This window comes from Stenotrophomonas mexicanensis (assembly GCF_032911605.1).
Lineage (GTDB): Bacteria > Pseudomonadota > Gammaproteobacteria > Xanthomonadales > Xanthomonadaceae > Stenotrophomonas > Stenotrophomonas maltophilia_A.
In genome coordinates this window covers 24241-38553 of sequence record NZ_JAWJTG010000020.1, presented here as the reverse complement: position 1 = coordinate 38553, position 14313 = coordinate 24241, and the positions used below count along the sequence as shown (strand labels likewise).

Genomic DNA, 14313 nt, shown 5'->3' with positions numbered 1-14313 from the left:
TTCAGCGCCCCGGGCCGGGTCAGGGCGCCTTCAGCAGCGGCAGCGTGATGGCGACTTTCAGTCCGCCACCTGGGCGGTTCAGGAAGCTCAGGCGGCCGCCGAAGTGCTCCACCGCCTCGTGCGCGATGGCCAGGCCGAGGCCGGTGCCGCTGGCAGCGGTGCCCGGCGCCCGGAAGAAGCGCTCGCCCAGCCGTGGCATGACGTCGTCGGGCACGCCAGGGCCGTTGTCTTCCACATACAGTTCGACATCATTGTCGTCCAGCGCGTGCACGCCCACCGTGACGGTTGCATTGCGGCCGGCATAACGCAGGGCGTTGTCGATCAGGTTGTCCAGCGCTTCCTGCAGCATGGCGCCGTTGCCGAGTACACGCAGCGGATGGGGACTGCCGCGGTAGCCCAGATCGATGCCATCGCGGATCGCCTCCGGTACGCGCATGCCGACCCACTGCGGTACCAGCTCGCACAGGTCCAGTGCCTCCACGGTATCGGGCACGGTCTGCGCCCGGCTCAGTGCCAGCAGCTGGGTGCTGACCCGGGCGGTGCGCTGGTTGAGCCGGCGGATGTGCTGCAGCGCCTCGCGCACTGTATCGGGGTCGCCATGTGCCAGTGCCTGGTCCACATGCAGGGCCATGCCCGCCAGCGGCGAACGCAGCTGGTGCGCGGCATCGGCGATGAAACGGTTCTGCAGGGTGATCATTTCCGCCTGGCGGGCAAACAGATCATCGATGGTGCTGATCAGTGGCTGGATCTCCTCTGGCACGTCGGCATCGGAGATCGGCGCCAGTTCGCCGCGGCGCTGGGCCAGGCGGGTCCTCAGCGGGGTCAGGATACGCAGGCCATAGGTCACGCCGAACCAGACCAGCGCTGCGGTACCCAGCGCCAGCATGGTCATCAGCGGGATGATGATCATCAGGATCTCGCGCGCACGCTGCCGGCGGTCGGCCATGCTCTCGGCCACGGTCACCGCCAGCTGGTCCTGCGGATCGTTCATCGCCTGCGTGCAGACGGTGGCCATGCGCACCTGCTGGCCATTGAGGTTGCCGTCGTACAGCGCCGGATGCACGCCGGTGCAGTCCTGCGAAGGGGCGTACGGGCTGAAGTCTGCATTGCCGCTGAGCGTACCCATGCGGCTGCTGTCGACGTTGAAGTAGCGATGGCCGTCGGGGTCGTACTCGATCAGGAAGCGCGCCTGCGGAGACAGGTCGCTGGTCACCGGCATGGTGCTCAGCATCTGCGCGAACGAATGCGTGTCGTCGATCAGGTTGCGGTCGTGGATGCGGTTGGAATAGTCCAGCGCAACGTAGTAGGCCAGGATCGTGTTGAAGGTGAGCAGGCCCAGCATCGGCAACGCCAGAAAGGCGAGCAGGCGCCGGCGCAGGCTGGGCGGGCCACTGATCACGGCGTGCTTTCGTCCTGCGCGTCTTCCAGCATGTAGCCCAGCCCGCGCACGGTGCGGATGCCCATGCCGCCGGGCTGCAGCTTGCGGCGCAGGCGGTGCAGGGCGATGTCCAGGCCGTTGTCGGTGAGGTCCTGGCCCCAGTCGCACAGCGCCTCCACCAGTTGCGCGCGCGACACGATGCGCTCGGCGCGTACCGCCAGTGCCGACAGCAGGCCGAGCTCGCGCGCGGTCAGTTCCAGCGACTGGTCGTCGATCCACACCCGGTGCCCGGCCAGATCGATACGCAGGCGGCCGATGCGCAGGTCCGGGTTGCCATTGCTGGTGACCCGCCGCAGCTGCGCACGCACGCGTGCTTCGAACTCGTCCAGCGCGAACGGCTTGACCAGGTAGTCATCGGCGCCCAGGTCGAGCACGCGCACGCGCTCGGCCAGGCCGTCGCGGGCGGTCACCACCAGCACGGCCAGGCCATCGCCGCGCTGACGCAGGCGCTGCAGCACATCGCGGCCATCCAGCTGAGGCAGGCCCAGGTCCAGCACCAGCAATGCGTACTGGGTCGAGCCCAGTGCCGCGTCGGCGTGCGCGCCGTTGTCGACGTGGTCAACCACGTGCCCCTGCCGGCGCAGCGAGGCGCACAGGCCGGAGGCGATATCCGGGTCGTCTTCAGCAATCAGAACGCGCATGCGCGGGGGCTCCTGTAACGGTCAGGCCCACCGGATGGACGGGGTGGGCCTCTCTCGGCTGCCGAGGGTAGCCGCAAACCGGGTGAAGGTGGAGCGCGCCGCCGCCGCCCGGTGCCGTCGCGCTGTCCCTTCATTCAGTCCTGCAGGCCCGGCTCACCCGGCGCCAACGGCACCCGCGAGCCATCCAGCAGGCCACGGCTGAGCCTGCCATTTTCGATGAACAGCAGTTCGCCGTTCTCGCCGTTCTTGATGCTGCTGTCGATGGCGATCACGCGGTCGCCATGGAAGCTGCTGACGTGTGGCATCGAGGTGTGGCCGACCACGATGCGTTTGAGCTGCAGGCGGTCGAGTACGGTCTGCACCCCCGCGGTGTCGAGGCGGCCATCGAAGTAGCCGCGGTACCAGATCGGGCTGGTCTTGCCGTCATACAGCGGTGCGGTGGCCGGGTCGGCCTTTACTTCGGCCTTTGGCAGGCCCAGTGACGCCTGGTAGGCCGCATTGGTGCGCGCCGGGTCCAGCGCCAGCTGCACTGCCTCGGGCGAAATACCGCCGTGCAGGAACAGGGTGTCGCCGATCTTCAGCAGCACCGGGCGGGTGCGCAGCCACTGCCCGATCACCGAATCGGCACCGTACAGCTGCGGGTAGCTGCGGCCGAGCAGCTGGGCGCTGCGCAGGTACTTCGGGTTGACGTAGCGCAGGTCGTCGTACAGCACCATGGTTTCGTGGTTGCCGAGCACGAAGTGCACCGCGCCGCCGGCGGCGGCCGCCTGCTGCTGCAGGCCATACAGCAGCCAGAAGGCCTCGGTCACCTGCGGGCCGCGGTCGAACACATCGCCGGCGATGACCAGCGTGTCCTTGCCCAGCGCCCAGCGATCCTGGGCATCGATGACCTGGTGGGCGCGCAGCAGGCGCACCAGCAGCCCGTACTGGCCATGGATGTCGGACAGCGCAACGATGCGTGGCACGGCCGGCAGCACGGAAACCGAAGGCGCATTCGGGGCAGCCACGTGCACCGAGTGCTCGTAGCCGCAGCGCGGGGCGATGTCGGTACCTGCGGCCTGCGTGGCAAGCGTGTGCGACTCGACCTTGTCGTCGCAGATCCACTTGGCCTGCAGCTGGTCGCCCTGGCGGAACACATAGGGGCCATCGGCCCGCACGTGGTCGGCGGGCGCGGCAACCTCGCGGGCCTGCGTGGTTGCTGTGGCGCAGGCCAGCAGCGGCAACAGAAGGGCGGTCAGCAGGGAAGGGCGATCGCGCGACATCGGCGGCATCCAGTGGCGGAAAGACCCGATGCTAACCGGCGCGGGTGTTCGTCGTTGTGCGCGAATGGGCGGATCAGGTGTCGCGCCCGTCGTCCCTGAGCTTGCGCACGCGGGTGGCGCTGGGCTGAAGTGGCTGGCCGTCGCGCCCGCGCGGCTGCATGTAGGGCAGCGGCCGCCGCGTCGCCGATTCGATCAGCTGTGAATGGGCTTCACCGGCCTCGAAGCGATGGCGTTCACCCCATTGGCGCAGCGCGACCAGCAGCGGGAACAGTTCCTGGCCAGCGGCGGTGAGCACGTATTCCTGGTAGGCCGATCCATCGGAGGCCGGCTGCAGCTGCAGGACGCCGGCCTCTACCAGCCGGCGCAGGCGGTCGCTGAGGATGTTGCGGGCCGCGCCGAGGCTGCGCTGGAAATCACCGAAACGGGTGACGCCATCGAAGGCATCACGGATGACCAGCAGCGCCCAACGATCACCGAGCAGATCGGCGCTGCGGGCGACGGGGCAGGGGCTGTCGGCGTGCATGGTGGACCTCTCTGATGTGGTTGCAGTTTAAAACCAATGGCAGTAGCCTGCATCAAGTTTCAAATTGCAACCACATCATGAGTGCCATATCGCTTCCCCGCCCGCTGCTGGTCCTGCTCGCGGTTGCCGCAGGTGCCAGCGTTGCCAACGTCTATTACGCGCAGCCGCTGCTGGATCAGCTTGCACGCGCCTTTGCGCTGGACCGGGCCGTGGCTGGCGCGGTGCTGGCTGCTACCCAGGCCGGTAGCGTGCTGGCGTTGCTTGGCCTGCTGCCGCTGGCGGACCGTGGTGACCGGCGACGCCTGCTGCGGCTGCAGTTGATCGCATTGGTGCTGGCGCTGCTGTGGCTGGCAGCGTCACGCACGGCGGGCTGGCTGTTGTCGGGCATGCTGCTGGCCGGCTTGCTGGGCACGGCGCTGACCCAGGGCCTGATCGCCTATACCGCCATGCTGGCACCGCCCGAGCAGCGCGGTCGCGTGGTCGGTGTGGTGCAGGGCGGCGTGTTCATCGGCCTGCTGCTGGCGCGCGTGGTGTCCGGTACGGTGGCGGCGGCCTTTGGCTGGCAGATGGTCTACCTGTTGTCAGCGATGGTGATGGCGGGGTTGGCGGCGCTGCTGTGGCGGCGCCTGCCCCCAGTACCGGTGCCGTCGGTTCCCCCACGCTGGCGCGAGCTGCTGGGCTCGATGCTGGCCATGCTGCGCCGCGATCGAACGCTGCGCGAGCGTGGGCTGCTGGCACTGCTGCTGTTTGCCGGCCTCAATGTGTTCTGGGCGGCGGCACCCTTGCCGCTCTCGGCGCCACCGCTGCATTGGTCGACCGCCGCCATCGGTGCACTGGGCCTGGCCGGGGTGATCGGTGCGCTGCTGGCAGCGCGGGTAGGGCACTGGATGGACCGTGGTTTCGCGCATCCGGTCAGCGTCGGTGCGCTGTTGTTGATGCTGGTTGCGTGGTGGCCCTTGCTGGGCCTGCCGCAGTCGCTGTCGTTGCTGCTGTTGGGCGTGATTGTGCTCGACCTGGGTGGGCAGGCACTGCACGTATCAAACCAGGCATTGCTGCTGCGCGCGCCGGCTGAACAGCATGGACGCCTGGTGGCTTTGTACATGCTGTTCTATGCGGTGGGCAGTGGTGCCGGTGCAGCGGCCGGGCCGTGGATGCAGGCGCGCCATGGCTGGCCGGCGGTATGCCTGTTGGGGGCGGGCATCGCGTTGCTGGCGCTGCTCTGGTGGGCAGCGTGGCGGGTGGTGGCGGTGAAAGCAGCGGCCGGCGGCCGTATCGGTAGTGCCGGCTGTCAGTAGAGTCGACTGTCAGTCGACTGCTCTTCGCCCTGCGTGCGAAAAACCCCGCGGTGCGCGCGATAGTCGACCCGCGGTCGACTCTACCTGTCCTGCCGTCATCGCTGCAGTGCGCGCCGTCCCGGCGCTTCCTGCAGGTCCGCACTGGCCACCACCACGCGGTTGCGACCGCTGCGCTTGGCCTCGTACATTGCCGCGTCGGCACGGGCCATCAGCCGCTCGTAGTCCGGATGGCCGTCGTGGCCGGCCACGCCGATGCTGGCGGTCAGTGCCAGCACCTGGCCGTTGGCCAGTGCCACCGGCGACTGTGCGATCTGCCGCCGCAGGCTCTCGGCGATCACGGTCGCCTGCGATTCGCTGGCAGCCACCAGTACCACCACGAATTCTTCGCCGCCATAGCGGAACAGGTAGTCGCTGCCGCGCGTGAGCTGGCCGAGCAGGCCGGCGACGTGCTGCAACGCGCGGTCGCCGGCATCGTGGCCGTGGCCATCGTTGATCGCCTTGAAATGATCCAGGTCGAGCAGCAGCAGCGAGAACGGTGTGCGGTTGCGTGTGGCCAGCTCGATCTCCCGGCGCAGCACGGTAGGCAGGAAGCGACGGTTGAGCAGGTTGGTCAGCGCGTCGCTGCCGGCATCCAGTTCGCCGATGCGCTCGAACAGCAGTGTCATCAGGGTGCGGATGGCGGCCAGGTCCTCGCGGATGGCCGGCAGCACCGCCAGTCGCTGCGCCGGAGCATCGCCGCTCGCGCGCTGCAGGTGGCCATCAATGCGGGCCATCAACTGGCCCACCTGCTGCGTTTCGCTGCTTTCGCCGAAGCTGGGGATGCCCTTGTGGGTGAACCACAGGCCGAACTCCGAGGTGGCCAGGCTGGCGTTGTCGCTGGCCTGCACGTGGCCGGCCAACGCGTAGAGCAGGGCGTTTTCCCAGTCCAGCAGCAGTGCGCGCTGACGCTCGCGTTCGGTACCGACGTTCTGTACCAGCGAGAACAGCCGGTAGGCGGCGTCGGCACGGGTGGAGCGCTCGCGCGCGTGGGTGTAGGCCAGGGTCATGCCTTCCATGGCGATATCCATGATCGCGCTGAGGCAGTCGATGGCGGCAAATGCGGTGTCGCTGTCCGGTGCATCGTCGCGCAGGCGCACGAACAGTTCGTGCTTGAGCACGCGCGCACCGCGGGTAACCAGGTCGACCGGAATGCCGACGCGGGCGTGCACGTCGCCGATGATCCGCTGCGAGGCCACGGTGTTGGCGATGCCGCTGGCATCAGTGGTCAGCAGCTGCGCCAGCCAGCGCTGCATGGCCGGCTGCAGGCGCTGCTTGACCTGGTCGTGGGACAGGAAACGGCGCGCACGGGTGTCCTGCAGCAGTACTTCGTAAAAGCGCTGGGCCAGCGCGGGTGGGGCATCGGTAGCAGCGGCCTTGAGCAGCGCGGTGGCGGCAGGGCCGGCCTGCAGCAGGCACTGCTGCCAGGCCTCGGCCAGCGGCTGGCTGGCATCGTCCAATTGGGGTGGTTCCACGTCGATCTCTGACTGCGTACGGCAAACCACGGGTATCGGCCGCGGCGGCATACGGTTGATGGCGGGTTAGCCGGCCAGTTTACGCGCGGTGCAGGGTTGCACGGTGCGCAAACCACATCGGCGCCGCTGCGGCAATGAGTGAACGCATTTGAGAATCAATCGCATTGATGGGAGAATGCGCGCACGGAACGGGCTGCAGGTGCCTGCTGCAGGACTGCTCCGCCTCCCCCTCGTCGTTGCCTCAAGCCCTTTGCCAGAGGCCCCGTAGCCCTGCCAGAAGGTCCTGATCATGTCCCCTGCCGTTGTCCTTTCGCCGCGCCCGCTGGCGCTTGCCGTTGCCGCCCTGCTGGCCGGCAGCGCTCTGACCGCCCACGCCGAAACCGACGCCACCGATATCGACACGGTGCACGTCACCGCCTCGCAGATCGCGCGCCAGGCCCTGGGTACCTCGACCATCACCGCAGAGGACATCGCCAGGCGCCCGCCGGCCAATGACATCGCCGAGCTGCTGCGGACCATGCCCGGCGTCAACCTGACCGGCAACAGTGCCTCGGGCCAGTACGGCAACAACCGCCAGATCGATCTGCGTGGCATGGGCCCGGAAAACACCCTGATCCTGGTCGACGGCAAGCGCATCGGTGCGCGTGATGCCGTGCGCATGGGCCGCAGCGGTGAGCGCAATACCCGCGGCGATACCAACTGGGTGCCGGCGGAAATGATCGAGCGCATCGAAGTGCTGCGTGGCCCTGCAGCGGCACGTTATGGCTCGGGTGCTTCCGGTGGCGTGGTCAACATCATCACCAAGCGCCCGACCGGCGACCTGACCGGCGCGGTCGACCTGTATGGCCTGGTGCCCGAGCACAGCGCCGAAGGCGGCAGCGAGCGCGTCGGCCTGCAGCTGAGCGGGCCGATGACCGACACCCTGTCGTTCCGCCTGTACGGCAATCTCAACAAGACCGACGCCGATTCGCTGGAACTCAACCGTGACTTCGCGGCGAATCCGAACGCGGTGCCGCCGGCCGGTCGCGAGGGCGTCAAGAACCGCGATGTCAACGCGCTGCTGCGCTGGGACGTGACCGCCAACCAGGTGGTCGAATTCGAAGCCGGCACCAGTCGCCAGGGCAACATCTATGCTGGCGATCGCGCGGTCAGCACCACCGGTACCTCGACACCGATCGATCTGGGGGCGTTGGCCGAGCAGCAGGCCGAGACCAACCGCATGTACCGCAACACCGGCGCGATCACCCATCGCGGCCGCTGGGGCGATGTGACCTCTCGGGTGACCGCGGCAGTGGAAGCGGTGAACAACTCACGCATCAACGAAGGCCTGGCCGGTGGCCCGGAGGGCAGCTTCAACGGCACCGACTGGTCGACCTCGCGCCTGCGCAACTACCAGCTGGACGGCGAAGTCAGTTTCCCGACCACTCTGGGTGGTGCCGAGAACATCTGGACGCTGGGCTTTGAGTACCTGGACAGCCGCCTGACCGACCCGTACTCGATGAGCCAGTCCAGCAGCAGCGGCGGCGGCATCCCGGGGCTGTCGGCCGATCGCGCACGCGGCAAGTCCGACGCGCAGACCACCGCCGTGTTCGTGGAAGACAACATCTACCTGGGCGAGCGCTGGATCGTCACCCCGGGCCTGCGCTTCGACCACCACAGTCAGTTCGGCAACAACACCAGCCCCAGCCTCAACGCGCAGTTCCGCATCAACAGCGACTGGGTGGTGAAGGGCGGTATCGCCCGTGCATTCAAGGCGCCGAACCTGTACCAGTCGAATCCGGACTATCTGTATTACACCCGGGGCAATGGCTGCCCGAATGCACTGCCGAGCCTGGGCGCCGGCTGCTACATGCGCGGCAACTCGGACCTGAAGGCGGAAACCAGCCTGAACAAGGAACTGGGTATCGAGTGGGCACCGCAGAGCGGCTGGCAAGCGTCGTTGACCTACTTCCACAACGACTACAAGGACAAGATCCAGGCCGGGTACAACCAGATCGGGCTGACCGCCGACACCAAGGGCCGCATCTTCCGCTGGGAGAACGCACCCAAGGCGATCGTGCAGGGTCTGGAAGGCAACCTGGTGGTCCCGCTGCTGGGCGAGCAGGGCAACCGCCTGAAGTGGAGCAACAACTTCACCTACATGGTGGAGAACGAGAACAAGAGCACCGGCCAGCCGCTGTCGGTAATTCCGAAGTACACCGTCAACACGATGCTGGACTGGCAGGCCACCGACAAGCTGTCGGTGCTGCTGACCGGCACCTTCTACGGCAAGCAGAAGCCGGCCACCACCAACATCAACAATGATCCGCGCTGCACCGGCACCTGCGATCCGTCGATCGCGCTGCAGGACCGTGGTGCGTACAACATCTGGGGCGTGAGCGCGCGCTACAAGGTGACCGAGACGGTCAGCTTCGGTTTCGGCGTCAACAACCTGGCCGACAAGCGCCTGTTCCGCGAGGCCAACAGCAGCGATGCCGGCGCGGCGACCTACAACGAGCCGGGCCGCGCGTACTGGGCCAGCCTGCGCTTCGGGTTCTGACCGCAGGCGGACGTCGGTCCGCTGCGTCCGCCAGGCGTGGCCTGGCGTTGCCGGCCGCGCTCCGGTAGCGCCGGGCCATGCCCGGTGAGGGACCGCGTGGCCTGCAATGTTATAAACACCGTGATAGTTTCCCAACGCCCTCCGGCGTAGCCTGCCTCCCATCGCAAAGGAGCTGTTGCCATGGGCCACGACCACGATCACCTGCCATCCGAGATCCGCCACGAGAAACCCTTGTGGTGGGCGCTCGGCCTGACCTCCACCTTCCTCGTCGTCGAGGTGGTAGGCGCGTTCTGGACCAACAGCCTGGCGCTGCTGTCCGACGCGGCGCACATGGCTACCGACGCTTTAGCGCTGATGATCGCGCTGGTCGCGGTGCGGCTGAGCCGGCGCCCGCCGGACGCGCGCCGCACCTACGGCTATGCACGCCTGGAAGCGCTGGGCGCGATGATCAATGGCGCGATGCTGTTCGTGGTCGCCGGCTATATCCTGTGGGAGGCCATTGGCCGTTTCCGCGAGCCGCAGGAGATTGCCTCGTCGGGCATGCTGGTGATTGCCGCGGCGGGCCTGGTCATCAACCTGATCTCGATGCGCCTGCTGCAGGCCGGCAGCGGCGAGAGCCTCAACGTGAAGGGTGCCTACCTGGAAGTGTGGGCAGACATGCTCGGCTCGGTGGCCGTGATTGCTGGCGCGCTGTTGATCAAGTGGACCGGCTGGAAGCCGATCGACCCGATCCTGGCGGTGCTGATCGGCCTGTGGGTACTGCCGCGCACCTATGTGCTGATGCGCGAAGCGATCAACGTGCTGCTGGAAGGCGTGCCCAAGGGCATGGACGTGGCCAAGGTGCGCGACAGCCTGTCCGGCCACGCTGCGGTACTGGACGTGCATGACCTGCATGTGTGGGCGCTGGCCTCCAGCACCCCGGCGCTGACCGCGCACATCGTGATGCGCGACGGCACCGATGCCGATGCGCTGCGTCGTGATCTGGGCGGGCGCCTGCACGATGACTTCGGTATCGAGCACGTGACACTGCAGATCGAAGCGGACCACTGCGGCGAAGCCTGTGGTGAGCCGGCGCCGGCCAAGGCCGGCGAGCACGAGGGCCATGAAGGCCATGACCACGGCGAGGACGCGCAGGGCCATCGCGGTCACGTGCATCGTTGATTGAAATTGAGGGCCGTGCCGGGTGGTGCCCGGGGTGGCTATTCGTCCCGCCGCGAGGCCAGCCGATCCGCCAGCCGGGTCGGTTCCGGCAGCCGGTACCCGCGCAGGGTGCGCTGTACCCAGTCCAGCGCGGTATCCGCACTGACCCGATGGCCGCCGGCCACGAACAGCGGCTTGCAGCGAATCTTGCTGCGCAGCACCCAACCCAGTTGCTCATCGCCATCCAGCAGCGGCGTATGCGCACCGGCCTCGGCGCCCGGTTCGACGAACCGGCCCACCAGTTTCGACTTGGCGACGCCGATGCTTGGCAGGTCGGTGACCACACCGAGGTGAGCGGCCACCCCCAGCCGGCGCGGGTGGCTGATGCCATGGCCATCGACGAACACCAAGTCCGGCGTGCGCGGCAGCAGCGCCAGCGCGGCCAGCAGTGCCGGCAGCTCGCGGAAGCTGAGCAGGCCGGGGATATAGGGCATCACCGTGGGGATGCGCGCGATCTCCTGCGCCACGGGCTGCAGCGTCTCTGCGTCCAGCAGTACCGCCGCGGCGCGGGTGATGGCGCCATCGTCCTCGAAGCCGACATCCAGCCCGGCCAGCCAGCGCACGTTGCGTGGCAGGCGGTCCTGGCGCTCCACGCGGCCGGCCAGCTGGAGCTGCTGCGCGCGTGCAGCGGCGACGCTGCCTTCCCAGCGCCCGGGGTCGATCACCGTATTCATTGGTCACAGCATCGCATGCGCGGTGCCACGGCCCGGTGAGCGGCGCCCGGGGCTACAATGGCGGCCTGCCTTTCCTCGCGTTGGAGACCCTGCAGTGACCCGTAAACTCGTACTGTTGCGCCATGGCCAGAGCCAGTGGAACCTGGACAACCGCTTCACCGGCTGGGTCGATGTCGACCTGACCGAGCAGGGGCGCCGGGAAGCGGCCGCCGCGGGTCGCCTGATGCGCGAGGAAGGCCTGCAGTTCGACGTTGCCCACACTTCCGTGCTCAAGCGTGCCATCCACACCCTGCAGGGTGCACTGGCCGAGCTGGAACAGGATTGGCTGCCGGTGAACAAGTCCTGGCGCCTCAACGAACGCCATTACGGCGGTCTGCAGGGCTTGGACAAGGCCGAGACCGCCGCCAAGCACGGCGAGGACCAGGTCAAGGTGTGGCGTCGTTCGTACGACATCCCGCCGCCGGCCATGGACCTGGAAGATCCGGGCCACCCGATCCATGACCGCCGCTACGCTGGCCTGGACCGCAACGCGCTGCCGGGCACCGAATCGCTGGCCACCACGCTGGACCGCGTGCTGCCGTACTGGCACGACGCCATCGCGCCGCAGCTGAAGGACGGCAAGACCGTGCTGGTCACCGCCCATGGCAATTCGCTGCGCGCACTCTACAAGTACCTCAACAACGTCTCGCGCGAGGAAATCCTCGAGCTGAACATCCCGACCGGCATCCCGCTGCTGTTCGAGTTGAACGACGACCTGACGGTGAAGTCGTTCCGCTACCTGGGCGACCCGGAAGCAGCGCGCAAGGCCGCTGAAGCCGTGGCCAACCAGGGCAAGGCGAAATAAAACAGAAGGCCGGCGCAAGCCGGCCTTCGCTTTTTGTAGAGTCGAGCCATGCTCGACTGCTGTTGGCCTCTTGCCGCAAGGACAATAAACCCGGAACGGAGAGCAGTCGAGCATGGCTCGACTCTACATAAGCGCGTCCTGTGACCTTTGGCCGGTCCCACCGCAGGCCTCCCCGGCTACCCTGTGAAATTACCCGCAGGAGAGCCTCATGAACGTCCGCAACCTGGTCCCGCTGGGCCTGACCATCGCCATCGCTGCCTCGCTGGCGGCCTGTGGCAAGAATGAAACCGCGCCGGCGGCCAGCGCCGACGCCAAGCCGGCCTTCGACCTGTCGCAGATCAAGACGCCGCTGATCTCGCTCAACAGCGCCGACCTGGATCCGGCCATTTCGGCCTGTACCGACCTCAATGGCTTCGTCAACAGCAAGTGGCTGAAGGCCAACCCGGTGCCGGGCGACCAGACCACCTGGGGCAGCTTCGAGATCCTGCGCGAGCGCTCGTTGGAAGTGCAGCACGCACTGGTGCAGCAGGCCGCGGCCAGCCAGGCCAAGGCCGGCTCGGTGGAAGCCAAGATCGGCGATATCTGGAAGACCGGCAACGATGAAGCCAAGATCGAAGCCGCCGGCCTGGCGCCGCTGCAGCCGCAGCTGGACAAGATCACCGCGCTGAACGATACCGCCGCCATCACCCAGTACCTGCGCGACAGCCAGGCCGAGGGCAAGGGCGTGCTGTTCTCGCTGTTCGCCAATGCTGACTACAAGGATTCGGCCAACGTCATCGCCTATGTCGGCCAGGGCGGCCTGGGCCTGCCGGAGAAGGGCTACTACTTCGATGACGCGCAGGCCAAGATCCGCGACGCATACGTGGCCTACATCGCGCAGGTGCTGACGCTGTCCGGCGTGGACGCGGCGCAGGCTGCCGAGCAGGCCAAGGCCGTGATGGCCTTCGAAACCCGTCTGGCCAAGGCCTCGATGTCGAGCATCGAAATGCGTGACCCGGCCAAGCGCTACAACCCGCTCAGCGCGGCTGACGCCGACAAGCTGACCCCGAACTTCAGCTGGACCGCGCTGTTCGACACCCTGAAGGTGCCGGCCGCGCAGAAGTTCTCGCTGGCGCAGCCGGGCTTCTTCGGTGAAATGGACAAGATGCTCGCCGACGTGCCGGCCAGCACATGGCAGGCCTACCTGCGCTTCCACACCATCGATGACGCCTCGCCGTACCTGAGCAGCCAGTTCGAGAAGGCCAACTTCGATTTCTATGGCACCACCCTGCGTGGCCAGAAGGAAATGCAGCCGCGCTGGAAGCGCGTGCTGGAGTCGGTCAACGGCGGCATGGGTGAAGCCTTGGGCCAGCTGTACGTCGACGCCGTGTTCCCGGCCGAGTCCAAGGTGGCCATGCAGCACCTGGTGGAGAACCTCTCGGTGGCGCTGAAGGCGCGCCTGGAGCAGCTGCCGTGGATGGGCGAAGAGACCAGGAAGAAGGCGCTGGAGAAGTGGGCCAGCTTCACCCCGAAGATCGGCTACCCGGACAAGTGGCGTGAGTGGACGGGCCTGCAGACCAACGGTGACAGCTACCTGGGCAACATGCAGGCTGCGCGCGCGTTCAACTATCGCTACATGCTGGACAAGATCGGCAAGCCGGTGGACAAGACCGAGTGGGGCATGACCCCGCAGACCGTCAACGCCTACTACAACGCCACCAAGAACGAGATCGTATTCCCGGCCGCCATCCTGCAGGCGCCGTTCTTCGACGCCAAGGCCGATCCGGCGCTGAACTACGGCGGCATCGGTGCGGTCATCGGCCACGAGATGATGCACGGCTACGACGACTCGGGCAGCCAGTTCGCTGCCAACGGCAACTTCGACAACTGGTGGACCGACGCCGACCGCAAGGCCTTCACCGAACGTACCGACCAGCTGGTCGCGCAGTTCGATGGCTATGAATCGGTGCCGGGCGTGTTCGTGAAGGGCAAGCTGACCCTGGGCGAGAATATCGGCGACCTGGGCGGCTTGACCGTGGCCTACGACGCGTTGCAGATGGCGCTGAAGGAAGATCCGAAGGCGAATGTCGAAGTCGATGGTCACAGCCAGGACCAGCGCTTCTTCATGAACTGGGCCACCGTGTGGCGCCGCAACTTCACCGACGGTGAGCTGCGCGTCCGCCTGAACACCGACCCGCACGCGCCGGCCAACTTCCGTGCCAACGGCGCGCCGTCGAACATGCCGTCGTATGCCGCTGCGTTCCAGTGCAAGGCCGGCGACGCGATGGTGCGTGCCGACGACAAGCGCGTGGTGATCTGGTAATCGATCGCACGTGATGCGTGTTGCGTGATGCAGAAGGTCCGGCGAAAGCCGGGCCTTTTGTTTGTCCGCTCGGGAGCGCTGGGC

At 67.2% G+C, this 14313-nt stretch carries 11 protein-coding genes; 5 read left to right on the top strand and 6 right to left on the bottom strand.

The features are described 5' to 3' along the window. Positions 1-19 precede the first annotated feature (19 nt). The 4 genes from R1L06_RS10465 to R1L06_RS10450 all read right to left on the bottom strand — a co-directional run bounded on the left by R1L06_RS10465 (position 20) and on the right by R1L06_RS10450 (position 3864). On the bottom strand, positions 20-1399 hold the full coding sequence (locus tag R1L06_RS10465) for a sensor histidine kinase (protein WP_005412674.1): 1380 nt from the start codon (positions 1397-1399) through the stop codon (positions 20-22). Continuing rightward, positions 1396-2079, bottom strand: a complete 684-nt coding sequence (locus R1L06_RS10460) for a response regulator (protein WP_317217659.1) — start codon at positions 2077-2079, stop codon at positions 1396-1398. The genes R1L06_RS10465 and R1L06_RS10460 overlap by 4 nt, the downstream gene beginning before the upstream one ends. 134 nt (positions 2080-2213) lie before the next feature. Then, the gene (locus tag R1L06_RS10455; RefSeq protein ID WP_317217658.1) at positions 2214-3341 is read right to left on the bottom strand and encodes a metallophosphoesterase; all 1128 of its coding nucleotides are present in this window, start codon (positions 3339-3341) and stop codon (positions 2214-2216) included. Between the two features lie 73 nt (positions 3342-3414). Then, a complete protein-coding gene (locus R1L06_RS10450; RefSeq protein ID WP_317217657.1) occupies positions 3415-3864 on the bottom strand; it encodes a winged helix-turn-helix transcriptional regulator in 450 nt (149 codons plus the stop codon). A 77-nt stretch (positions 3865-3941) separates the two neighbouring features. On the opposite strand from R1L06_RS10450, the gene R1L06_RS10445 reads away from it, so the two are divergent. Next, positions 3942-5159, top strand: coding sequence for an MFS transporter (locus R1L06_RS10445; protein WP_317217656.1), 1218 nt, complete (start codon positions 3942-3944; stop codon positions 5157-5159). A gap of 95 nt (positions 5160-5254) precedes the next feature. On the opposite strand, the gene R1L06_RS10440 is transcribed toward R1L06_RS10445, so the two are convergent. Further along, positions 5255-6670 carry a GGDEF domain-containing protein gene (locus tag R1L06_RS10440; protein ID WP_049399641.1) on the bottom strand — a complete coding sequence of 472 codons (1416 nt, stop codon included), beginning with the start codon at positions 6668-6670 and terminating at the stop codon, positions 5255-5257. A gap of 289 nt (positions 6671-6959) precedes the next feature. On the opposite strand from R1L06_RS10440, the gene R1L06_RS10435 reads away from it, so the two are divergent. Then, positions 6960-9209, top strand: a complete 2250-nt coding sequence (locus R1L06_RS10435; RefSeq protein WP_032127522.1) for a TonB-dependent siderophore receptor — start codon at positions 6960-6962, stop codon at positions 9207-9209. A gap of 180 nt (positions 9210-9389) precedes the next feature. Continuing rightward, positions 9390-10370 carry a cation diffusion facilitator family transporter gene (locus R1L06_RS10430; protein ID WP_107432646.1) on the top strand — a complete coding sequence of 327 codons (981 nt, stop codon included), beginning with the start codon at positions 9390-9392 and terminating at the stop codon, positions 10368-10370. 38 nt (positions 10371-10408) lie between these two features. Here the strand turns inward: R1L06_RS10430 and nfi are convergent, their stop codons facing one another. Continuing rightward, on the bottom strand, positions 10409-11083 hold the full coding sequence (gene nfi / locus R1L06_RS10425) for a deoxyribonuclease V (protein WP_153856864.1): 675 nt from the start codon (positions 11081-11083) through the stop codon (positions 10409-10411). A 94-nt stretch (positions 11084-11177) separates the two neighbouring features. On the opposite strand from nfi, the gene gpmA reads away from it, so the two are divergent. Continuing rightward, positions 11178-11927, top strand: a complete 750-nt coding sequence (gene gpmA / locus R1L06_RS10420; RefSeq protein WP_004150217.1) for a 2,3-diphosphoglycerate-dependent phosphoglycerate mutase — start codon at positions 11178-11180, stop codon at positions 11925-11927. A 208-nt stretch (positions 11928-12135) separates the two neighbouring features. After that, complete coding sequence (locus tag R1L06_RS10415) at positions 12136-14229, top strand: M13 family metallopeptidase (protein WP_317217655.1); 2094 nt, start codon at positions 12136-12138, stop codon at positions 14227-14229. The last annotated feature ends 84 nt before the right edge of the window (positions 14230-14313 follow it).